Source organism: Methanococcus voltae (assembly GCF_024807655.1).
GTDB lineage: Archaea > AGJL01 > Methanococci > Methanococcales > Methanococcaceae > Methanococcus > Methanococcus voltae_D.
This window is the reverse complement of the sequence record NZ_JANUCR010000008.1, coordinates 1-24181: the sequence shown is the minus strand read 5'-3', so window position 1 is coordinate 24181 and position 24181 is coordinate 1. Positions and strand designations below refer to the sequence as shown.

The following is a 24181-nucleotide window of genomic DNA, read 5'->3' as shown; positions in this document are numbered from 1 at the left end:
TTTATTTTTTACTTTTTAATTAGTTTTCCATTTTATTTACGGCGTTTATTACTGTGTTTAAATCTTTATCTCCACGTCCTGAAAGGTTTATAACCATAATATCGTCTTTAGCCATATTTCCTGCGTTTTCAATGGCGTAAGATATTGCGTGAGACGATTCTAAAGCAGGTATTATTCCTTCAGTTCGTGTAAGTTCCATAAATGCGTTCAAAGCTTGTTTATCTGTTGCAGAGTCGTATTCTACACGTCCGAGATTGTGTAAATAAGCGTGTTCTGGACCTATTCCTGGGTAGTCCAAACCTGCAGAAATACTGTAAGCTTCTTCTATTTGCCCATCTTCATCTTGTAAGAAGTAGGAGAGCATACCGTGAAGAATTCCCTTCCTTCCCTTTGATATCGAAGCACCGTGCTCTTGTGTATCTAAACCTTTACCTGCTGCTTCAATTCCAACCATATTAATTTTTGAACAGTCCTTTTCACCTAAAAACGGATAGAATAATCCCATAGCATTACTACCGCCACCGATACAAGCCACTAAATGGTCAGGGAATCTTCCCTCCTGTTCCATAATCTGTTTTTTGACTTCTTTACCGATTACTGATTGAAAATCTCTGACCATTGTAGGAAATGGGTGCGGTCCCATCACAGTACCGAGTAAGTAGTGCGTATTCTCAAAGGTAGCTGTCCAGTTTCTCATAGCTTCGTTTACTGCGTCTTTTAAAACTTTTGAACCAGTGTTTACCGGGTTAACCTTTGCACCAAGTAATTTCATACGTTCTACATTCGGTTGTTGTCTTGCTATATCTATGCTACCCATAAATATTTCTGTTTCTAAACCGAACAATGCTCCAGCCATTGAAGTACCTACACCGTGCTGTCCTGCACCTGTCTCGGCAATTATTCTTGTTTTACCCATTTTTTTAGCAAGTAATGCCTGACCAATAGTATTGTTTGTTTTGTGCGCCCCACCGTGTAGTAAATCTTCTCTTTTTAGGTAGATTTTAGCACCGCCAAGTTTTTCACTCAAATTTTTAGCATAATAAAGCGGAGTTTCACGCCCTGCATAATGTTTTAAATAGTACGAGAGTTCGTTTTGGAAATCTTCGTCATTTTTTAATTCACTGTATGCTTCTTTAATCTCGTCAATCGCTGGTTTTAAAACTTCGGGTATGTATTGACCCCCAAATTCTCCAAAATATCCGTTTTTATCACATTTCATAATTTCACCAATAGATTAATTTTATAAATTTTCAAATGATTATATGTTTATATGTTTATGAGTATATGTTTATGATTTTAATTTTAAGTTATTACAGACTTTTTTTATTAAATATTCGTCTTTTCTATTATTTTTCTCAACGCCACTCGACATATCAATACCATATGGATTTACGGAATTTACAATGTTATTTACGTTTTCAAAGTTCAAACCGCCCGCAAGTACTACATCAATTTTTTTAGAAATAATTTGACTAATTCTATGGTCGTGAATTTTTCCACAACCTTTACCCGTATCTAAAAGGATTTTATCAACTTCATAACCTTCTATTTCAGATAATAAATTCTCTGCATCTTTTTCAGGGTCTAAACTGTGCTTTGAAACTTCAAAAGATTTCATAATAACACAATCATACTCTGTTTTAAGAAATTCTATATTTTTTACGTCCATATCTGTATGAATCTGAATATGGGGCTTAATTTTTGAATTAGACGAATTATAACTATTGGAATTACTAAGTGTATTTTCAATTGATTCAACAATTTTTTTCCAAAGTTCCAAATCTTTAGTGGTAGAAACTGCAAAAACTGGGATTTTAGAATTTTTTATAATATTTAATCCAGTTTCTAACTCTATTCTACGTTTAGATTCGCATTCTACAATAATACCAGTTGCATTAGCGTATTTTTCAACGATTTTCAATTCATCCAAGGTTTTTATTCCACAAATTTTTAAAAACATTTTTTCACAAATTTTTATAAATTTTTATAAACTTTTACAATTTAATTTTTATAAATTAATTTTTATACGATTTAGAAAGGTCTACAAAGTTTTTAATAATTTTTAAACCTTCTTTTTCCTTAAATTCGGTTAATATACTTTCAGGGTGGAACTGAACTCCGTATATCTCTTTTGAATTATGTTTTATTCCCATAATTGCCCCATCATCGCTTGTAGCGGTAATGTGGAAATTTTTAGGAATTTCCAATACTGATAATGAATGATAACGCCCTGCTTCAAATGGCATTTTTATACCCTTAAAAATTCCATCGCCATTATGAGTTATAAAGCTTGATTTTCCGTGTACGGGGGAAATTCTATCTACTTTGCCGCCAAAAACGTGTGCAATTGTTTGATGACCCAAACAAACCCCCAATATTGGGACATTTAGTTCTTTAATTATATTGGGGCAGTTTTGCACGTCTTTACTATTTTTTGGACTTCCAGGTCCTGGGGATATGATAATACCGTCAGGATTTAGGTTTTTTACTTCTTCAATACTCATAGTGTTAGGAACAACCTTTATTTCATCATATATTGAAGCATAGTCCGCTAAATTCCATACAAATGAATCTTTATTGTCTATTATAACTATCATACTCTTCACCCCTATTCAAAATCATTGTTTTTGACGCCCAAGGCTTTCATCATAGCCATCATTTTGCGTTCTGTTTCGTAATACTCTTTTTCAGGGACTGAATCTGCCACAATTCCCGCCCCTGCTCTTACACTGCAAATTCCGTTTTTCTCGATTTCTGCCATTCTAATTCCTATGGCCAAATCCGCATTTCCACTATTTGAGAAATAACCTACAGCTCCACCGTAGACTTTTCGTCTTGATTTCTCTAATTTATCGATTATTTCCATCGCCCTAAATTTAGGGGCTCCGGTAAGAGTACCTGCGGGGAATGTAGCTTCTATTGCATCAAACATATTGTAGTCATATTTTTCATCCAAATCGCCTATAACTTCGCTCTCAAGGTGTTGAACGTGGCTGTATTTGACTACATCGAAAAATCTTTCGAGAACAACGCTTCCAGGCTTACAAACCTTTCTTACATCGTTTCTTGCAAGGTCTACAAGCATCATATGTTCTGCTCGCTCTTTCTCATCGTTTAACAATTCTTTCGCAAATTTTTCGGTTTCCGAGTCATTTTTTCCAACAGGTGCAGTTCCTGCAATTGGGTTTACTTTTAAAACGTTATTTTGAACTGATGCCATTGTTTCAGGCGATGCACCAACTATTTTTTTGTCGAATTCAAGCAAAAACATATATGGGCTTGGGTTAATTTTTCTTAAATTTTTATACAATTCAAACGCAGAATATTCACTTTTTAAATAATACTCTCGAGAAGGTACTATTTGGAAACAATCTCCTGCGTAAATATGTTCTTTTGCTTTTTCAACCATATTTGTATATTCTTCGAAATCAGCATCACAACCTAAGATTTCAATTTCTTTAGTATTCATTTCGTTATTAATTTTATTAATTTTATTATTATTATTATTTTTATCGCTAATTTGAATTTTTTTAGCTTTTTCGACAATTTTTTCAGCGTTTTTTAATTCATCAATAGAATTATTATTCTCAGAATAATAATAAAATTTCCTTAATAAATGGTCGTAAACATACATATGGTCATAATAGCCAAAAACAGAGGGTTCTTCTATTTTTCCACCAATGTAGTTATGAATACAGTCGTAAGCCATATATCCAAGATATCCGCCCGTAAATCTGTCATCTTTGTTATTTTTATCAAAATTTAACTTGTTATTATTTTTATTATCATTTGAAATTTCTTTTAAAGCTTTAAATGGATTACTTTCTTTTGAAACGGTTTCATTATCGATTTTTGTCTTATTTTTTACTCTTAACATATATTCCGGATTTGAAGAGATATACGTATAACGTGCATTAGTTTGACCTTTGGAGCGTGATTCGAGCATTACAGGATATTTTCCTTCTTCCTTCAGTAAACTGTATAAAACTAATGGATTTACATAATTTAATCTAATTTTCATATTTTTTTCCGTACTATTTTTCATACTGCTCACCCCCATCATACTTTTTCACTTTTTCCAATTCATCAAGTTTTTTCAATACTGCACCGGAGTCGAGTGCTTCTTTTGCGATTTCTACACCATCTATAAAGTCAGATGCAATTTTACAAGCATATAATCCAGCCGCTGCATTCATTAATATAAAATTCCTGTCTTCGTTTATTTTTCCAGAAAATACGTTGATTAAACGTTCTGCGCTTTCTTTAGGGCTATTACAAGGAATTATTTTCGAATTTTTAAGACCAAAATCTTTAGGATTTACGATATATTCTTTAAATTCAAATTCAGCGCCATTTTTATTGTATTCTACGATTTTTGAATTTCCATTCGGATTTAATTCGTCAAGGGTGTAATTTTCCCCATAGCCGTTTACGACCAAAGCTCTTTCAATATTTTGTAATCTTGGCAACGCTCTTGCAATTTTATCACACAAATCAGAGGAATTTACACCGATTATTTGATATTTTGGACTTGCAGGATTTGCTAAAGGTCCTAATATATTAAATATTGTCTTGAATTTTAATTCATTCCTTACAGGCATTATTTTTTTAAGTGCGGGGTGGTATTTTTGAGCGTGCAAGAATGTAAAATTTGTTTTTTCAAGTGAAAGCTTCGCAACTTCAATATTTTCTGGAATTTTACAACCCATAGTTTCATATACATTTACAGAGCCACTTTTTGAGGTAATTGAAACATTACCGTGTTTTGCAACTTTTGTAAAGCAAGAAAGTATCAAAGAAACCGCTGTGCTAACGTTAATGGTTTTAGAACCATCCCCTCCAGTCCCGCAAGTGTCTATCACATCACCTAATTCAATTTTTACAGCATTATCTCGCATAGCTTTTGCAAAACCTGCAATTTCATCGGAACTAATGCCTTTCATCTGTAAGGCAGTTAAATAAGCACCGATTTTAATTTCACTTTCATTTAATAATTTTCCAAAAAGTTCATATGCTTCTTCAAAAGATAAATCATTTTTTTCAAGAATTTTGTCCATTAAATTATTCTGGTTTAAATTATTCGTATTTACTTTTGATTTTAATTTTGCAACTGTTTCACTCATATTTTCCCCTTACAAAGCTTTTAACAAATTCTTTCTGTGTTTCAAAGTTAGTTTTCATAAATGATGTTCCAATTAGTGCTGCATCAGTGTATTTTAATACTGTGTTTAAATCGTTTAAATTAGCGATTCCACTTTCACTGATAATTATTCTATCTTTCGGGATTAAATTAGCTAATTTTTCAGTTAAAGAAACTGTTCCATCGTCAAGTTCCAATTTGCGTATGTCCCTGTTGTTTATACCAATCATAGACGTTTTTGTATCTTTTGCGACTTCAATTTCTTCTTTGTTATGAACTTCTACAAGCGTATCAAGTCCACAACTCATTGCAAAATCTACGAATTCGGCAGTTTCCTCTTTTAGCAACCTTGAAATTATTAAAACTGTACTCGCACCAGCTTCGGCAGTTTTTTCAATTTCATCTTTTGTAGTTATAAAATCTTTTCTAAGCACGGGTAATTCCGTATTTTTACAAATTTCTTCGAAAACTTTGAAATTTCCGTTAAAATGCTGTTTATCCGTAATATACGAGATTCCAACAGCTCCGGCTTCTTCATATATCTTTAAAATGTCTAATTCTTTCCTATTTTTTAATAAATCTCCATATTTTGGGGAATGGACTTTAATTTCCGCTATTATTGCATTTTTATTTATTTTATTTACAGGGTCGTTTTTATCGTGTTTATTTTCCTTAAAATTCTTTATGGCATTCGCCTGTCTTTTGAAATTTATCATAATAATCATCCTTAAAATTTTTTGAGTTTTTGAGTTTTTAAATTTATATACTCAATAGATATCAACATAAAGTTATATAAATTTATAAATCTAAATATAATAATTTTACAAAACAATACTTAATCAACTACTTATAAATTTGAATGGTTAAATATATGGATATAACCTTATTAAAATTTATAAATTTTTAATTAACTACTGCAAAATATCATACAATTTAAATACATTCACGAACTATGGCGTTCGCTAACAAAATTACACAGTGATTAGTGCCACCACTGGAATAAAACAACACTTTCAAATGAATTTAATTTACTTATTTCGTTATTTAATTTATCAGTATTCATATTTCGGAAATTATCCTTACTCGAGATTTTCTTTATATGATTCATTTTAAACACCATTTGATTTTTAAACAATTTTTAAACAATTTTGTATTATATTTTTATTTTAGGTTATTTAACATATAGATATCTTATAATATATATACATTATTGTGAATATATTAATATAGGTGTAAAAATGGTTAATCAATTTCCACATTTTCCAGTTGAAGCATTGTGTCAGAAACATCTCGGAAGTGCACACGTTGAAAGCCATATGCTTTTAGGTTCTTTAAAACGTAGGCGACAAATAACAAAACACGTTGAGTTTGACCAAGTTGAAGTTGAAAGTATCAAAAAACGACACGATGAGTTAGCTAAGGAGATGAGTGAGAGGGGATACAATCATAAATCAGACTTGGAAAATGTTGACAAATATATTACACATTTGCCTGAGGATATTCTAAAGAAAAAAGCAAATCGTGGAAATGTTGTACATTATCTACTTTATGTAAAGCGTTGTCCTGAATGTAGAAAGAGGTATGCTATTTATCTCAGGAGATCGATAGAATTAGGATATTAAAATCATATTTTAAATTTATGCCCTTATAATTTAAAAATAAAAAACTAAAAAAATAAAATTTAAATTAAGTAATATTGTCATATTAGTTGTTATATTTTTACATAATCCTTATATTGCATATCTATCTATTACACCACTAATTAGATAGTTATTAAAAAATTAAAAAGTTAATAATATAATACTTTTTTAAATTAATAGGAAGAATATTCAATAAATAGTTAATAAATAGTTAATAAATATTTAACTATTTATTTAAATTGAGTCTTTAAATGCTCCTTCGATTTGGTGGTAAATTTGCCCAGTTTTAAAGTGTGATTGCTCTAAAGCACCACTTGGACAACCTGCTGCACAAGTACCGCAACCTTTACAGAGTGCTGAAATTACTTCTACTGATAATTTGCCGTCTTTTTCAACAAATCTTGGTGCACCGTATGGACATTGTTGTACACAAATACCGCAAGCTCCACAGATATCTGAATCAATGTTTACAACGATAGGTTCAATTTGTACCTCACCTTGAGATAATGGAATTGAAGCTCTCGAAGCAGCAGCAGAACCTTGCGCAACTGAAGCAGGGATATCTTTAGGACCTTGACAAGCACCTGCTAAGTAAACACCGTCTGTTGCCGTATCAACAGGTCTTAATTTAGGGTGTGCTTCTAAGAAGAATCTGTCAGCACTTCTTGATATTCCGAGTAATTTTTGAATTTCGTCAGCACTTGATGATGGTACCATACCAACTGAAAGAACTACTAAATCGTACTCTTTTTCAGATATTTCACCCAAAAGGGTGTCTTCTGCCCTAATTATTGGGTTATCGCTATCAATCTCTTGGAATACTTGAGCAGGTCTTCCTCTAATAAATTGGATACCATACTGTTTAGCACTTCTTTCGTAGAATTCTTCGTATGCTTTACCAAATGCCCGTATATCCATATAGTATATGTCGATATCGGTTTCTGGTGATTTTTCTTTTATTAACTGTGAGTTTTTCATTGCATACATACAGCAAACGTTTGAACAGTATCTATTCCCTGTTTTGGCATCTCTTGAACCAACGCACTGAATAAATGCAATTCTTTTTGGTTTTTGGCTGTCGCTTGGTCTGATTACCTTACCCATTGTAGGACCGGATGCGTTAATCATTCTTTCCAATTCCATGGCAGTAATTACGTTAGGGTAAGTTCCATAACCATATTCTTCTTTTTCCGTTGGGTCGTATGGGTCATATCCTGTAGCGTTGATAATTGAACCGACGTCAGCTTCAATGATTTCTGGTTTTTGGTTGTAATCTATCGCTTGAGGGCCACATACTCTCGAACAAAGACCACAATCGATACAATGTTCCATATCAATTGTATATTTAGCTGGAACAGCTTGAGGGAATGGTTTGTAAATTGCTTTTCTCATACCAAGTCCCATATCAAATTCGTTTGGAACGCTGATAGGACATACTTCAGCACAAGAACCGCAACCCGTACATTTTTCTTCACTTAAGTATCTTGGTTTTTTCTCGATTTTCACCGTGAAATTACCAATGTATCCTTTTACTTCTTTTACTTCAGAGTAAGAGTACAATTTAATGTTAGGGTGTTTTGCAACGTCAACCATTTTAGGGGCAAGAATACAAATTGAGCAGTCGTTTGTAGGGAATGTCTTATCGAGTTGAGCCATTCTACCACCAACTGATGGAGTTTTTTCTACAACGATGGTTTCAAATCCTGCATCACCTAAATCGAGAGCTGCCTGTATACCTGCAACCCCTGCACCAATTACGAGTGCTCTTTTTGTAACTGGTACGTTAAGGTAATCTAAAGGTTCTAAACCTCTTGATTTTGCTACTGCCATTCTTACAAGGTCGTTTGCTTTTTCAGTAGCTTTTTCTTTGTCTTTCATATGCACCCAAGAACAATGTTCTCTGATGTTAGCAAATTCGAATAAAAATGGGTTTAAACCTGCTTCTGCAACACATCTCCTAAATGTAGGTTCGTGAAGTCTTGGAGAGCAAGCTGCAACAATAACCCTATTTAATCCAAGCTCCTTAATATCTTTTTTAATCATTTCTTGCCCAGGGTCTGCACACATATACTTGTAGTCTCTTGCAATTACTACGTTTTCGAGTCCTTCGGCAGTTTTAGCTACGTTTTCGCAGTCTACAACTCCGCCTATGTTAACACCACAATGGCAAACATAAACTCCGATTCTTGGTTCTTCCATAATATCACCGATATTTTGGCTATATTAATTGATTAATCTATTTATTTAATTATTTATTTTATTCAATTTTTGTAATTTAAAGTTAGAATGGTAATATCTTACTTTAATTTGGATTTATTCTATTTCGTATATTTCATATTTTTATTATTTTATTATTTTATTATATGCACATTATAAAATTTTATACCTATTATTATAATTGATAAATACATTAATTTTTTTAATATCTATATCTATCAAAAAAATTATTCCAAGGATAAAGCGTTCTTTTTAGCTTTTTCGCAAGCATCAATACATTTAAGACACATTACGCAAAAACCTTTAAGTTTATATTCTTCATCTACTTTTAACGTATTTTGAGGACAAACTTCAACGCAAGTACCGCAACTATTGCATAAACTTGGTGTAAATTCAATCCTATCATATTCTTTTTCGTTATGTATGATTTTTCCCATTTTCAAAGCTTCTGTAGGGCATACAGATACACAAGTACCGCATAAATCACACATTTTAAATTCATTAGCTTTATCAGTCTTATTCCTTGAAGGTAATTCAAGACCTTTGGGATTTACAACTGTAATAGCATCATTTGGGCATTTTATCGCACAAGGACCACAATATTCACACTTCTTCTCATCCCATTTAATACCATTTGTACTATTTTCTGAATCCATATTATTCATAAACATCCCCTAAATGTTTCTGTTTATTACAATATTATACTATATCAATATTACAATATTACAATGTATTATACGTCATATTTTTTATAACGTTTTAATTAATTTTCCGCCTTGGTATACGTCCATAGATAACATTTTAGGTTCTTCGCCTATATTGTGCGTTGCACAGGATAAACAAGGGTCGTATGCTCTGATAACCATTTCCATATAGTTTAATATATGAGGTTTTGCGTCTTCTGGCGTTTTAATGTATTTTTGAGCAACTTTTTGAACACCGATGTCCATAGCAGGGTTGTTTTGAACGGTAGCAACTACTAAGTTAGCATCGTTAATAATTCCTCTGTCGTCCGTTTTGAAGTGGTGTATTAAAGTACCTCTTGGAGCTTCAACACAGCCCACACCTTCGCCTACAATGTCGTTAGCTTCAGCTCTAACATCTGTATCAACGATTTTATCATCTTCTAAGAATTTTCTAATTAATTCAGAACTTGATAATAATTCGATTAATCTTGCGTAGTGGAATAACATAGGTTGATGTGCAGGTTTTCCGTAGGTTTGTACAAATTTTTCATAGTACTTTTGAGCAAGTGGCGTAGGCATTTTGTCGCATACGTTTAATCTTGAAAGTGTATTAACCCTATAAGCACCTTTTCCTTCCCCATCTCCTTTTTCAGTTAAGTAAGGGAATTTTAAATATGAATAAGGTCTTACGCCTTCTGAAATATAGTTCATATATTCTGAAGGGTCGAATTCGTACTCAGTTTTACCTTCTGAGTTTACAACTCTAATATTACCTTCATAGATGTCTTGAGCACCTTTATTTACTAAACCCATATGGTATGATTCAAAATAGCCGAGGTCCATTAAATCTTTTTCTTTTAAGTTTTCCATCATCTGTTTTCCAACGTTTAACGTTCTTTCAGCTGTTTCAACGAGGTTGTCAGATAAGGTTAAAAGTTCGTCTCTTTCTTCTTCGCTCAATGCTTTTGATTGACCGCCTACTATCGCAGTTACTGGGTGAATTGCTCTACCACCGACTTTTTGGATAACAGTTTGACCAACTTTTCTCATTGCAATTGAGTCTTTTACCATATCCATATTTTCTGCAGCAATGCCTAAAAGATTTCTTTTTAAAGCATCATCTGTAGTAGGGAACATTAAATCTGGTGCTGCAAGCATACCAAAGTGTAAAGCGTGGCTGTGCACGTTTGAAGCTTGTTGCATTAAATTTCTGAGCATATCTGCTGTTTTAGGTATTTTTACACCGAAAATATTATCAACGGCTTTAGCACTTGCTAAATTGTGGGAAACTTGGCAAATTCCGCAGATTCTTGGTGTAAATACAGGTGCATCTTCGATATATCTACCTTCTAAGAATTTCTCGAAACCTCTAACTTCCACAACGTGAAAATTGACTTTATCGAGTTTTCCGCTATCATCGAATGATAGTGTAACCTTACCGTGTCCTTCAACCCGAGTAACAGGTTCTATTGACAATTTTGTCATTATATCACCATATATGATAATCCATAGTAATTATATAGTATATTTTATATTAATTTGATATTTTATAGTCATTTTATAGTCAAATTGTGTAATTGTCTAATATAATAAATTTATTTATAGGTAATCCCCATATTAATGTTTAAAATTTAATTTTACTCATTAAAACTACTTATTTTTAGTATTATTTTATTATTTTTTATTTTATTTTATTATTATTTTATTATTATTTTATTTTATTATTTTTTGTTCCTATCGTTTTTTACAGGAATTAACGCACTTGGCAAGGTAAATTTATAGAAACTGCCTACTTTATCAATTATTTTATTAGGAAGTTCGTGAGGGTCCATTTCTTTGTCTTCATCGACTTTATAGTCTGATGCTAACGCAGATATCATTTTAGCACCTTGGTCTACCACTTTGTCGGTTGGACCATAGCATCCCGTGCAAGGAACGCCAGCACTTGGACATATTGCACCACAAGCTGCCCTTGTAGCAACACCCATACACATGTAGCCTTGTTCAAGTAAACATTTTTTAGGGTCGATTTCACCTTCGTAGTTTCTCTTAAGACTGCCTACAACAACCCCTTCACTACTTTTTTCTCTTGGACATACTTCGCACATGTTTTTGTTTGATATTTCAGGTTCTTTGCCTTCTAAAAGTGCAGTTAATACGCTTGCAATTAACTCTGGTTTAGGAGGACATCCTGGAAGTATGTAATCAACGTCAATAACTTGTGAAAGTGGCACTACTCTCGAAGTTAATGGGGGTACTTCTTCGTTTGGAATAATTCCCTCATCATTTTTCGTTGTGAGTGTAGTTTTGTACGCTTTTTCGAGTATTTCCTCATTTGAGTAAAGATTGCCCATACCAGGAATACCGCCGTATACGGCACAAGTTCCAAAAGCAACTACAATTTTTGCTTTTTTTCTCATTTCTTTTGCAGTATGAAGGTTTTCTTCATTTCTAATTCCACCTTCAATTAATGCAACGTCTATATCGTTAGGTATTTCTTTAACATCCATTAAAACAGGGCAATGGACTAATTCAACTTGTCCTAATATATCCAATAAATCTTCGTGTAAATCTAAAAGACTTATGTGGCAACCAGAACAACATCCAAGCCACGTAGTAGCTATTTTAACCATGAAACCACCATTATATTATTTAATTAGTCTGTAATCGAATTTAATCGATTTACACCATATTAAAAATTATTTGAGTTATCTTACTCTTTTAATTCTTCTGTTAATTCATCTACAAATTTGTCGATATTGCCCGTATTTTCTTTTAAAGTACAAGGACCCATCGTTTTTATTTTATCATAGATATCATTCATTGCAATTTGGAATTTTTCACCTTCTGATGCTGAAATCCATTCGTGCATAACTCTTTCTCTTTCGATACCGAGTTCGTCGAGCATATCATAGAGCATCATCACTCTTCTTTGCCATTTGTAGTTTCCTGCATCGTAGTGGCAGTCTCCAAGGTGGCAACCGCCAATGAATACACCATCAGCACCTTCTTTAAATGCTTTTAATATGAATGACGGTTCGATTCTACCGGAGCACATCACTCTTATAATTCTGATGCTTGGAGGGTACTGCATTCTCCCAACACCTGCTGTATCTGCACCACCATAGGTACACCAATTACAACAAAAACCGATAATTTTCGGTTCCCAGTTTTCAGCCACATTTTCACCTCATTAGGTAATCTAATATAGTCAATAGTTATTATAATTTCGCATATGGGTATATCGATAACTAATATATATAATACAATTTTTAAATCGAAATCAAAAACTTTATATAGAAAACTTTAAAAACATTATATTGAATTATTAATATGGTTAATAATTTTTCTAATATCTATTAATTACAAAAATAGCATATTAGAATTTTTAATATACATTAAAATGTTTAATAACTACGAATTTTAAAATAAATTATTAAAACCGATTAAATAAAATAAACCGATTAAATGACAAAAATACATAAAATATTTAAATGTGGCTAAATCGACGAATCGATAATTACCAATTTATTAAATTTAGATTGGGAATTTTGATTTATTGACTAAAATAAAAATTTTTAATAAACTAATCTAATCTATTTAAATAATTGTGGCTTAACAAATAGGTGATTTAATGGGAAAAACTGTAGAAATTAACCCAACAACCAGACACGAAGGTCATACAAAACTTGTTTTAAAAGTAGACGACGACGGAATCGTAGAAAAAGGTAATTATCTGAGTGTAACACCTGTAAGAGGTTTCGAGAAATTTTTAGTTGGTAAACCAGCTGAATTTGCACCGATTGCAGTTTCAAGATTTTGTGGTATTTGCCCAATTGCACACGCTACTTCGGCAGTAGAAGCTATTGAAGACGCTTGTGGTATTATACCTCCAAAAGACGGATTATTATTAAGAGAATTAACTGGGCTCGGAAATAAAATGCACTCTCACCCATTACACGAGTTTTTAGTTGCTCCTGATTTCGTACCTGAAAATGACCGAGTAGAATATATCAAAAGAATTCAACAAATGAGAAAAACAGGTCAGTACATTGTTGACACCATAGGCGGTGAAGCAATTCACGCACCAAATATTAAAGTTGGCGGTATGGCAAAAAACATTACCCCTTCAGCAGCTTCAAAAATATTTTACAAATGTAAAGAATTTGAAAAATTAGCAAAAGAGCAAGTTGAATACTTAGTTCCTATTTTTGAAAACAGAATGCTCGTTGATGGAACAGAAATTCCTGAAAAATTAGGATATCACGACTTTGGATACCTTGCTACTGACGCCACCTATGGAAATAGGGAAAATATTGACCAGTCTAAAGTAATTGAGTACACGCCGTACGACGTATATGAAAAAGATGTGGCAGTACAAGCTTGTACGACAATCCCGAGATATAATGGTAGATTAATGGAAGTAGGACCACGTGCAAGATTTGCAAGATTCCACGACTTTAAAGAAAAAGGTGCAATGGCAATTCACATTGCGAGAGCATATGAAAACGTTGTTCACGTTAAAAGAGCTATGGAAATAATCGAAGAATTAAATGTCGATGGTATAACAAGAGCAAAAGACCCTATTTTAGGCGATGGTGAAAAATTAGGTCTCGGTGTTCACGAAGCAGCGAGAGGACACAATACACACCAAGCTTCAATCGACGAAAAAGGTAGAATCAAATATTACAACGCTATTGTAGCTACTACCTGGAATATACCTTTAATTGGTAAAGCAGTCGAAGGAACGCACTATAAATTTGCTGAACACGTTGTAAGAGCTTACGACCCTTGTGTTTCCTGTGCTACACACATGATATCATTAGATTATGATAACAATGTTGTAGATGAAAAATACTTCAAATAATTTGAAAGTATCTTAAACGTATCTTAAACGTATCTTAAAAATAGTTTAAAATACACGTATAATATTTTTTAAATTTCATATACTGGATTAACTGGATTAAAAGGATTGAAATTAAAAAATAAGGAATTATCGTTATTAAATTACTATACAATAATATTACTAATATACAATACTACCAACTTAAAAATGGTGAATTATGCCAGGATATTTAAATAAAGAAATATTGGTGCTTGGATGTGGCAACATCCTTTTTGGAGACGATGGATTTGGATATCACGTTATAAACCGATTGAATGAATTGAGAGAAGAATATCCCATCTTAAATTCTGAAAAAATACAATTAATTGACGCAGGTACGGGAGCTTCACACTTTATATTATCATTAATAGACAATGAAACTCCATTGAAAAAGATTGTAATTGCAGATATTATTGAATATGGTTTAAAACCCGGTGAATTAAAGAGATTAACCGTTAAAGATTTACCAAATCTTTCTAAATATCGTGTAGATGCTCACGATATGCCACTTGCAATTATGTTAAGGGAAATTAACGATGATTTTGGGATTGAAATTGTTGTGGTAGGCTGTCAGCAGAAGAATGTCACGGCACCGGATATATTACTTGAATTATCAGATGATGTAAGTAATTCGATTGAAGATGCAGTTAAAATGATAATTGAAGAATTAAACTAAATTAATTAACTTAAATTAAAATTAAAGTATATTAAATTAAATTGACTATCGAATGACTAAAATTATTAAAATTACTAAATGACTATAAATAATGAATTATATCGATAAATGGTGATAATGTGGTAAGAATTGCCCATATACACATGAGTGGCTGTACAGGATGTTTAATATCTCTCACAGATACCTACGAGAAATTACTTGATATTTTAGGTGCTGTTGAATTAGTTTATGCGTTAACATTAGCCGATGAAAAGACGGAAATCACAGAAACTGACGATAAGATATTAATCGAAAGAAAAATACCTGAAAACATAGATATCGCACTTGTGGAAGGTAGCGTATGTTTAGACGACCATCACGCAATGGATGATATATTAACAACCCGTAAGAACTCAAAAATTGTTGTAGCACTCGGAGCTTGTGCAGCTTCTGGAGGAGTTACAAGATTTGCGAGAGGCGGACAAATGTCCCAACCAAGTCATGCTTCATTTGCACCGATTGGTGATGTAATTAAAGTAGATTTGGCACTTCCAGGATGTCCTCCATCCCCTGAATCAATCGTAAATTTAATTACGGCAGCTTTAGAGGGGGATATGGAGTATTTAGAACCATTCGCAGAAATTGCAAAAATTGGTAAAGATGCTTGCGGTTGCGACGTAATTAAAGACGTAATCAACAAATCGCTTTGTATGGGTTGCGGTACTTGTGCAGCAGCTTGTCAGGTTAGAGCAATTGAAATGGTTGAAGGAAAACCAAACATTAACTCAGAATTTTGTATAAAATGTGGACTCTGTGGTGCACAATGCCCAAGAGTTAGATTCCCTGAATTACTTCAAAAAATTGAGTAAATGGACAAATATTGAAAATTAAAATAAATTAAATCTATTAAATCTATTAAATCTATTAAATTAAAATTTTAATACTAATCATAAATATATTGAATATATTGAATATATTAAATGTATTAAAAAATACTCTCATATTTCTTAGAGGTGGTATTTTGGACCCATTTGGAAATTATAAAACAGTAATATCTGCAAGAGCCACAGATAAAGAAATTTTAAAAAAGGCACAAGATGGCGGTATTGTCTCCGCTGCATATATCCACGGATTAGAAAGTAAACTCCTTGATGGTGTAATCGTTGCAAACACAGAAGACGGATTTAACGCAGCTCCTAAAATTGCTACAACACCCGAAGAAGTTTTAAATGCAGCAGGTACAAAATATACTGTATCTCCAAACATATCCGTTTTAAAAGACGCTGTTAGAGAATATGCGCTCGAAAAAGTTGGTATTGTAGGAACACCTTGCCAAGTGCAAGCTATTAGAAAATTAATGAAATACCCTATGGGATTTAGACATACTGATTCAAAAATCGCATTAGTAATGGGTATTTTCTGTATGGAAAACTTTTCATACGAAGGTATGAAAGCAATCGTTGAAGAATACGCAGGTATTAGAATGAACGATGTTTTAAAAACAGACATCGGAAAAGGTAAATTCTGGGTATATTCAAAATATGGCGATGTACAGTCAGTTAAATTGAAAGATACGCATATGTACGAGCAAAAATCTTGCCACATATGTACAGATTACACTGCAGAACTTGCAGATATCTCAACCGGTTCAGTAGGTAGCCCTGACGGTTGGAGTACTGTATTTGTAAGAACTGCAAAAGGTGAAGCGTACTTAAACAATATGGTAGAAGCTGGCGTACTTGAAGTTAAAAATATGGATGATGTAAAACCAGGATTAGACATACTCGAAAAACTTGCATTACAGAAAAAAGAGAAAAATCAGAAAGAAATAGAATATAGAAAAGAATTAGGTTTACCTGTTCCATACTAAAATTTTTATTTCTATTTTAATTTTTTAAGTTATTTTTTTATTTAAAATATAATTATTTATCCGAATATTCCTTTTATATAATTTTCAGTATACTTACTTTTTGGATTATTAAATAATTCATCAGTTTTTCCAAATTCTACGACATTACCATTCATAAAAAACCCGGTATAGTCAGATATCCGCTTTGCTTGTTGCATATTGTGCGTAACGATTACAATTGTATAATCTTTTTTAAGTTCCTTAATTAAATCCTCAATTTTAAGGGTAGAAATCGGGTCTAATGCTGAACAAGGTTCATCCATTAGTATAATTTCGGGAGAAACAGCAATACATCTTGCAATACATAAACGTTGCTGTTGACCGCCTGATAATTTAAGTGCTGATTTTTGTAATATTTTAATTTTATTTGGTTCGTTTGGTTCATCTAAATCATCATATAGTGCTGATTTTTTTAAGCAATCAATCACTAAATCATTTTTTTCCTTTTTAGATAACTTTGTGCCGTGAATTTTAGGTCCATAAGCAATATTTTCGTAAATACTCATAGGGAATGGATTAGGGCGCTGGAATACCATTCCTATCTTTTTTCTTAAGTCTTCAACGTCTAAATCGTTGATATTAACTCCTTCATAAATTATAGTTCCTTTAACTTCCGTATTTTGTATTTCATCGTTCATACGGTTTAAACATCTGATAAATGAAGATTTACCGCAACCACTTGGGCCAATCAACGCAATAACTTTATTTTTATAAATTGGCATATCTACATCAAATAAAACTTGTTTATCCCCATATTTTAAGTTTAATTTTTTTACATCGATTATTACATCTTTAACTTCTGAATTATCCAAATTCTCTAAATTTTCCGTATTTTTTATGGTTTCATTTGATATCATATTTACACCAAAATAAAATTTTTATTTTTACGTTTATTTTTACGTTTATTTTTATTTTTAATTTTATTCTTAAATTTAATTTTTTATTATACGTTAGAATTATATTTCGCAAATCTTCTTTTTACTAAATTAGAAATTATGAATAATCCAATCATTAACATCAGTAAAACGACCGCAATACCGTATGCGGAAGCTAATTCTTGCTGTGTCGAGTATTCTGTAGCAGTGATGTATAAATTAAATGAAAGTGTTTCTACCCTGTTTAATAGACCAAAGCCAGATGCATAGATTGTAGCAGCTGTAAACATAACCGCAGCGGTTTCTTCGGCACTTCTACCCATTGCAAGAATAACGCCCGTTATAATCTGTGGCATAGCTGACGGGACTACAATTTGGCGTATAGTTTGCCATTTGGAAGCGCCTAAAGCAAGACTTCCGTCTCTTATATCGCTTGGTACGGACTTTAAACCTTCTTCTGTAGCTTTAATGATTATTGGCAATATCATAAATGACAGTATTATTCCCCCCACTAATAAGGAGGGTCCAATGGTTTTAATTGCGATAGCGTACCCAAATATACCAAATACGATGGAAGGCAAACCCGCTAAGCAATCAGACGAAAATATAACAATTTGGGAAAGTTTACTGTCTTTTGCATATTCATAAAGATATATGGCAGATAAAACACCGAAAGGAACTGCAAATACTATAGATAAAGCTACTAAAGATAAAGTACCTATTATTGCATTGTAAATACTTGCAATAAAGCTTAATGAGATTACGCTGATTCCATTAGAGACGATATGCCAAATCATAAAGAATAAAATCCCCAATACTGAAAATCCGCATAAATAAAATATTGAAAATGCTATTTTTTGCTCTAATTTTCTTTTTTGTGCGTGCGATAAATATTTTAAATTTTTAAATTTTTTAAACTTTTTAAAATTTTTCTTTAGTTTTTCGTCCGGTAAATAATCAATATTTTCGTCATTATCCATAGTCATATCACTTGTTAATAAATTAATTAAAGATTTATTGATAATTGTATTTTTAAACCTATTTTTAAATCCACTCTTACCAATTTTGATTTTCATAAAAATACCTTCTTTTAATTGTTCAAATTATATTTTGAATTAACGTATTTCGCAATTAAATTCAACGCCATAACTACAATAAGTAATACAAGACCTGTAGCAAACATTACGTGGTATATAACCCCACCGGTTGCAGTTTCTTTAATATTGAGTACGATATGGCTTGTTAAAGTCCTTACAGGTTCTAATGGCGAAGTCGGTATTAAAGCCCAATTACCTACGACCATAATTACAGCCATAGTTTCACCCACTGCCCTACCAAGCCCTAAAATGATGCTTGATATTATACCACTGAGTGCAGATGGTAGTGTAATGTTTTTTAAGGTCTGAAATCTTGTAGCTCCTAAGGCAAGACTCCCATCTTTTAAAGCGCTCGGAACAGTCCTAAGTGCATCTTCTGAAAGTGAAACAATCGTCGGTAATATCATTATTGATAAAATTATGCCTCCAGATAAAGCACTGAATCCCGTACCTCCAAAAATATCCCTAATTAGTGGTATAAGTAATATCATACCTATGAAACCATAAACTACGGAGGGTATTGTGGCCAATATTTCAATACTACTTCTGAATACCTTAGAAATACTATTTGGGATTATTTCGGAAAGAAATATCGCACAACCTACACCTAAAGGTACCGCTATTGCGAGAGCTATAAAACTCGTTATTATGGTGCCTATTATCATCGGTAAAATCCCGTAGAGTTCTTTTGAGGGATACCAACGATTTCCAAGCAAAAAATCCAGCAGATTTATTTCGGTTATCAGCGGGGCTGTGTTGTATACTAAAAAAATTACTATTGCAAAAATTATTGAACTTGAAAACATTGCAAAGAATTTTAACGTATATTCGGGGATTTTTTTATTAAATTTTCTATTTTTTTGCGTTAATTTTGTAAATTTTGTAAATTTTGTAAAATTCGTAAGTACCATAAGCTTCACCATAATTCAACTGAAAATGTAATAACATTAAAAATATTGGAAATATTGGAAATTATTAAAAATTATTAAAAAATTAATAGATATGAATTATTATTTTGGGTTATATAATGTGTTTTCGGCAATATATGATTTGTATGCACTTTTATACTAATTCTGGGTATAATTAGTATACTAATTATTATTTCTAAGTATTATTTCTAATAGTACTTTTTAAAGATTTTATAATTTTAATGAAATGTATCCTTTATTTGATACGATTTCTTGACCTTTGGAACTTTTTACGAAGTCTATGAAATTACGTTCTACTTCCGTAGGGTTTCCGTTGGTTATTAAGTACAATGACCTTGAAATTTCGTATTTTTCAGTAATCACATTTTCTTTTGTAGGTTCTACGCCTTCAAAGTCCAATGTTTTTACTGTATCGTCCACATAACCTATTGAAATGTATCCAATACCGTATTTATCGTTTTTAACTGAGGATTTCATTGCAGCGTTTGAAGCAACTACTATAGATTTAGGGAATATTTCCTGACCGTCAAGTCCTTTTTTGTCAAATACTTCTCTTGTACCGCTTTCTTCGTCTCTCGTATAAACGTTAATTGTAGCATCGTCTCCCCCTAATTCATTCCAGTTGGTTATTTTTCCAGCGTATATGTCTTTTAATTGCTGTTTGGTAATTGAATTAGCCACGGTGTTTTCAGGGTTTACTACAATAGCTACACCATCTTTTGCGATAGTATGTGCTTTTAAATCAGGGTAGTCTGTGAATTCACTACTTTTAATGTCTCTTGAACTCATACCTATATTTACTATTTTACTTCCTACTTCTGAAATACCGAAGCCAGAACCTCCGCCTGATACGTCAATTACAACGTTTTTATCGTCGTATTCGATTACACATTCTTTAATAATTGGCAATACAGTTGTAGAGCCTGATATCTTTAAACTTTGTTTTTGATTTACAGGATTACTGCTTGCATCGCCCCCTATACATCCTGAGAATATCAAGACGGAGGATACAACCAATACTGCAATTACTGTTGAGATTATTTTCTTCACTAAATCACCTATTGATTTATTGATTTTTGTGGTCTTATTTTTAATATTTTATTGATAGGAATTTTAGGAATTTTAATATATGTCTAAAGAACTTTAGTGTACAATATTGTATATAAATGTTTCTATATATGAATTATATTTCCTATTTTATGAATTAAATTATATAATTATAAAAAGATAAAATTAAAAATATAAAATTAAAAATACAAAAAAGAAAAATAAAATGTATATTATTATATAATTAACAAAAAGTTCTATTTGATACAGGTATGCAAAGCGTTTTATCGCAGTGTGGACATTTAATTACTACTTTATTATTCTCGTAATTTTCAGGAAATGGCTTTTTACAGTACGGGCAGTACCATATTTTTTTACCTGTTTTTTCGCAAGCACCAATTTCTCCGACAGTCGGGTATTTTTTAAAAGTTATATCGCTTTCAGGGTCTTGATATTTAAAAAACAACTCCATAAGACTTTCATATAATTCAATTGCGGACATTTTAATACATTTTTCACTTTTACAAATAGGACATTCCATTATTTCACCAGTAGTTCAATATTTCTATATTAATTATATATTAATTATATATCAATTATACATTAATTATATATCAATTATACATTAGTTAGTTGATAGGTCAATAGGTACTATATATTATTAGTATATATTATATGGGGCATATACCATAAAGTATATGGTATATTATATCTATTCGTCATCATATTTTGCCAGAGATTGAATATACCCGTCCATAATAGGTTGAAGCATCTTATTTTTCAATATAATATTTTTTTCAAATTTTAAATTAATATACAATACAAAATATTCTGCTATAAATTCATTAAATTCTGTTAACCCATTTTTTATATAATTACCAACATAATTATCATAATATTCAATTTCTTCATTGTTTGTAAAAGATAAGTTATTTAATTCATCAACATTGTTATATTTTTTCAAAATATTTATTATTGCCAAACTAAGGTTTAAATTTGGGTCTTTTGGAAAATATTCCAATTTTTTTGAAAGTATATCTGAAAGTTTTTGCAATTTTGGTTTATTTAAACTATTTATAAGATTTATACACAGTGCAGAATCTTTTCGAAGCTGTTCGATATAATACTCCCTCCAATCGTATTTGACAGAATTTAAATCATTTCTTGGGATTACATTTAATTCTTGTAGTATTACTTCTTTTGTAAGTTGCTCCAATAAATCTTTTGGACTGCCTAAAAGCTTAAAGAATGATATGAAAATTACATTTTTTGCACCATTTCTTTTTAAGTTATTTTTTAAATTTTTAAGGTACTCAGTTTCAATATCTAACAAATTAAACAAAATTACATTTTTTCTAAAAATGTGGTTTTTTAAATTGTTATTTTCGATATTTATATCGTACAAGTTATTAAATCGGACATATTTAAAAATTTCATCACAAAAATTATCATTAAGTGCATCTGCTTTTATTTCATCAGCTCCGATACTCATATTTTTGTTTATTATATTGTAAAAGGTCGGAATTTTTATTAAAACCGATTCTTTTAAAAATTTTTCATCAAATTCGTAATTAATGGAATTTACAACAATATCAACATAATTATTAAAATTTTCTTCACTATTCAAATCGCCCATAATTTGAACAAATTCGTCATCAAATATTAAATCATAATCATAATTTTTTAAATGTTTTTTATCATTCTTTTTATTTTTATTTTTATTATTATTACTTTTTTTATTATTAATTATATCAAGTTCTTGCTCTTTTTCATAGCAATATGATATATGGTAGCTTACCATTCCCTTCGAATTGTCTTTTATTTTAAATCTGTACATATTATACCCCTATCAAATATGACTACTGGATATTAAATGCTCTTGTAATATAGATAATATATATTATTTTTTTTGTACAATATATAATTTATTAAATTAATATAGATTATTTTCATACCTAAAAATCAAAAATATGTTTTATGACTTAATTTTAATACTTCTAACACGTCTAAAACGTCTAACACTTTCACTTACTAATATCGTAATAATTTATTATAATCTAGTATAATATAGTATAATTTATTATACTTTAATTATTCTTTTTATTTTTGAAATAATCCATTATTTACCCCACATTGCCCAATAAACCCGATAATATTTTTTAATACCTCAATTAAATAATTAAATCAATAATTATATATCTAATAAAAAAAATAATTTTATATATAATATTGGAGGTACAATATGAAATCAAATTCTAAGTTTATATTTTTCACTCTGTTGATATTAACACTTGTATCGGTTAATACGGCATTTGCAGATACTGCAATAACTGGTACTACTACAATCAACACGCCTGGAAAATATTTTATAGCCAATGATATTTCCCACAATATGGGGGACATAATTAAAATAACTTGCGATAATGTTTCTATTGATGGTAGGAATCATTTAATAAATGGGGCAAGCAATGCAGATAGGGGTATTTGGGCGTATGTTTCGTCATCAGTAGTACTCAAAAACATTACAATAACAAACTGTAGAGTATGCAATTGTATGGCAGAAGGTATATATTTAGAATATTGTAATGACAGTAGCGTACATAATAGCATTGTAAACGATAGTGCAATTGGTATCCGTATACAAGGGACTAATAACACTGTTTATAATAACACTGCAAATAACAACTGGAATGGTATGGTTTTATGGTATGCCAATAAAACACTCGTTGAAAACAATAATATCACTAACCATACTAGTATAGGATTTTATACATTGCGAAGCACCGATTTAATATTTCGATATAACAATATCAAATCAAATAATCAATATGGGGCGTATCTTGAAACTTCAAGTGGTAATCTAATCTATGGAAATTTATTTAATAATACCAATAATATAGATTTTTATCAATCGTCAAATAACTTAAATATAACAAAAGCAAACGGTGGGGGAAACTTCTGGCTTAAACCTGATGGTACCGGTTGGTCTGAAACTCATAACGATACAAACGGCGATGGTTTTTGTGATGAAATATATAACATCTCATTAGGAAATGTAGATTACTTACCATTAGTATTTGATACTCAAGGTCCTATATTAA

General features: G+C 31.3%; 23 protein-coding genes and 1 pseudogene. 6 read left to right on the top strand and 18 right to left on the bottom strand.

Features of this window, described 5'->3' with window-relative positions; translation table 11 throughout:
* Positions 1–19: 19 nt before the first annotated feature.
* The 7 genes from trpB to J3E06_RS07795 form a co-directional block, all read right to left on the bottom strand.
* The gene (gene trpB, locus J3E06_RS07825) at positions 20–1219 is read right to left on the bottom strand and encodes a tryptophan synthase subunit beta (protein ID WP_013179962.1); all 1200 of its coding nucleotides are present in this window, start codon (positions 1217–1219) and stop codon (positions 20–22) included.
* A 69-nt stretch (positions 1220–1288) separates the two neighbouring features.
* Positions 1289–1960 carry a phosphoribosylanthranilate isomerase gene (locus J3E06_RS07820; protein ID WP_013179963.1) on the bottom strand — a complete coding sequence of 224 codons (672 nt, stop codon included), beginning with the start codon at positions 1958–1960 and terminating at the stop codon, positions 1289–1291.
* A 55-nt stretch (positions 1961–2015) separates the two neighbouring features.
* Positions 2016–2597, bottom strand: coding sequence for an aminodeoxychorismate/anthranilate synthase component II (locus tag J3E06_RS07815; protein ID WP_013179964.1), 582 nt, complete (start codon positions 2595–2597; stop codon positions 2016–2018).
* 11 nt (positions 2598–2608) lie between these two features.
* Positions 2609–4045 (bottom strand): anthranilate synthase component I, encoded by a 1437-nt coding sequence (locus tag J3E06_RS07810; RefSeq protein WP_013179965.1) that lies wholly within the window; start codon positions 4043–4045, stop codon positions 2609–2611.
* Positions 4035–5057, bottom strand: coding sequence for an anthranilate phosphoribosyltransferase (gene trpD / locus J3E06_RS07805; RefSeq protein WP_048187390.1), 1023 nt, complete (start codon positions 5055–5057; stop codon positions 4035–4037). The genes J3E06_RS07810 and trpD overlap by 11 nt, the downstream gene beginning before the upstream one ends.
* Before the next feature lie 58 nt (positions 5058–5115).
* The gene (trpC, locus tag J3E06_RS07800; RefSeq protein WP_048187391.1) at positions 5116–5859 is read right to left on the bottom strand and encodes an indole-3-glycerol phosphate synthase TrpC; all 744 of its coding nucleotides are present in this window, start codon (positions 5857–5859) and stop codon (positions 5116–5118) included.
* Positions 5860–6122: 263 nt separating this feature from the next.
* Positions 6123–6248, bottom strand: coding sequence for a hypothetical protein (locus tag J3E06_RS07795; RefSeq protein WP_259164989.1), 126 nt, complete (start codon positions 6246–6248; stop codon positions 6123–6125).
* A gap of 130 nt (positions 6249–6378) precedes the next feature.
* Here J3E06_RS07795 and J3E06_RS07790 point away from each other — a divergent pair, with 130 nt between their 5' ends.
* On the top strand, positions 6379–6762 hold the full coding sequence (locus tag J3E06_RS07790) for a pyrimidine dimer DNA glycosylase/endonuclease V (RefSeq protein ID WP_013179968.1): 384 nt from the start codon (positions 6379–6381) through the stop codon (positions 6760–6762).
* Positions 6763–7014: 252 nt separating this feature from the next.
* On the opposite strand, the gene J3E06_RS07785 is transcribed toward J3E06_RS07790, so the two are convergent.
* The 5 genes and pseudogenes from J3E06_RS07785 to J3E06_RS07765 all read right to left on the bottom strand — a co-directional run bounded on the left by J3E06_RS07785 (position 7015) and on the right by J3E06_RS07765 (position 12864).
* Positions 7015–8979, bottom strand: coding sequence for a 4Fe-4S binding protein (locus J3E06_RS07785; RefSeq protein ID WP_013179969.1), 1965 nt, complete (start codon positions 8977–8979; stop codon positions 7015–7017).
* 245 nt (positions 8980–9224) lie between these two features.
* Positions 9225–9629: pseudogene (locus J3E06_RS07780) on the bottom strand (4Fe-4S binding protein); the annotation flags it as partial.
* A gap of 117 nt (positions 9630–9746) precedes the next feature.
* Positions 9747–11168: a Ni/Fe hydrogenase subunit alpha gene (locus J3E06_RS07775; RefSeq protein WP_013179971.1), complete on the bottom strand. Its 1422-nt coding sequence runs from the start codon at positions 11166–11168 to the stop codon at positions 9747–9749.
* Between the two features lie 236 nt (positions 11169–11404).
* Positions 11405–12316 carry an NADH ubiquinone dehydrogenase gene (locus J3E06_RS07770; protein WP_013179972.1) on the bottom strand — a complete coding sequence of 304 codons (912 nt, stop codon included), beginning with the start codon at positions 12314–12316 and terminating at the stop codon, positions 11405–11407.
* Between the two features lie 80 nt (positions 12317–12396).
* On the bottom strand, positions 12397–12864 hold the full coding sequence (locus J3E06_RS07765; protein ID WP_013179973.1) for a hydrogenase iron-sulfur subunit: 468 nt from the start codon (positions 12862–12864) through the stop codon (positions 12397–12399).
* Between the two features lie 453 nt (positions 12865–13317).
* On the opposite strand from J3E06_RS07765, the gene frhA reads away from it, so the two are divergent.
* The 4 genes from frhA to frhB all read left to right on the top strand — a co-directional run bounded on the left by frhA (position 13318) and on the right by frhB (position 17093).
* Positions 13318–14550: a coenzyme F420 hydrogenase subunit alpha gene (frhA, locus tag J3E06_RS07760; RefSeq protein ID WP_013179974.1), complete on the top strand. Its 1233-nt coding sequence runs from the start codon at positions 13318–13320 to the stop codon at positions 14548–14550.
* 196 nt (positions 14551–14746) lie between these two features.
* Positions 14747–15244, top strand: coding sequence for a coenzyme F420-reducing hydrogenase, FrhD protein (gene frhD, locus J3E06_RS07755; protein WP_013179975.1), 498 nt, complete (start codon positions 14747–14749; stop codon positions 15242–15244).
* A gap of 119 nt (positions 15245–15363) precedes the next feature.
* Positions 15364–16092 carry a coenzyme F420 hydrogenase subunit gamma gene (gene frhG / locus J3E06_RS07750; protein ID WP_013179976.1) on the top strand — a complete coding sequence of 243 codons (729 nt, stop codon included), beginning with the start codon at positions 15364–15366 and terminating at the stop codon, positions 16090–16092.
* A gap of 152 nt (positions 16093–16244) precedes the next feature.
* Positions 16245–17093, top strand: a complete 849-nt coding sequence (gene frhB, locus J3E06_RS07745; protein WP_013179977.1) for a coenzyme F420 hydrogenase subunit beta — start codon at positions 16245–16247, stop codon at positions 17091–17093.
* Between the two features lie 56 nt (positions 17094–17149).
* On the opposite strand, the gene pstB is transcribed toward frhB, so the two are convergent.
* The 6 genes from pstB to J3E06_RS07715 all read right to left on the bottom strand — a co-directional run bounded on the left by pstB (position 17150) and on the right by J3E06_RS07715 (position 22917).
* Complete coding sequence (gene pstB, locus J3E06_RS07740; RefSeq protein WP_013179978.1) at positions 17150–17989, bottom strand: phosphate ABC transporter ATP-binding protein PstB; 840 nt, start codon at positions 17987–17989, stop codon at positions 17150–17152.
* 86 nt (positions 17990–18075) lie between these two features.
* A complete protein-coding gene (gene pstA / locus J3E06_RS07735; RefSeq protein WP_013179979.1) occupies positions 18076–19083 on the bottom strand; it encodes a phosphate ABC transporter permease PstA in 1008 nt (335 codons plus the stop codon).
* A gap of 14 nt (positions 19084–19097) precedes the next feature.
* Positions 19098–20015 carry a phosphate ABC transporter permease subunit PstC gene (gene pstC, locus J3E06_RS07730; RefSeq protein ID WP_013179980.1) on the bottom strand — a complete coding sequence of 306 codons (918 nt, stop codon included), beginning with the start codon at positions 20013–20015 and terminating at the stop codon, positions 19098–19100.
* A gap of 228 nt (positions 20016–20243) precedes the next feature.
* On the bottom strand, positions 20244–21083 hold the full coding sequence (locus tag J3E06_RS07725; protein WP_013179981.1) for a phosphate ABC transporter substrate-binding protein: 840 nt from the start codon (positions 21081–21083) through the stop codon (positions 20244–20246).
* 241 nt (positions 21084–21324) lie between these two features.
* Positions 21325–21621 (bottom strand): hypothetical protein, encoded by a 297-nt coding sequence (locus J3E06_RS07720; RefSeq protein WP_013179982.1) that lies wholly within the window; start codon positions 21619–21621, stop codon positions 21325–21327.
* 171 nt (positions 21622–21792) lie between these two features.
* Positions 21793–22917, bottom strand: a complete 1125-nt coding sequence (locus J3E06_RS07715; RefSeq protein WP_013179983.1) for a hypothetical protein — start codon at positions 22915–22917, stop codon at positions 21793–21795.
* Between the two features lie 405 nt (positions 22918–23322).
* Here J3E06_RS07715 and J3E06_RS07710 point away from each other — a divergent pair.
* A partial coding sequence (locus J3E06_RS07710; protein WP_259164972.1) for a NosD domain-containing protein occupies positions 23323–24181 on the top strand: 859 nt, incomplete at its 3' end.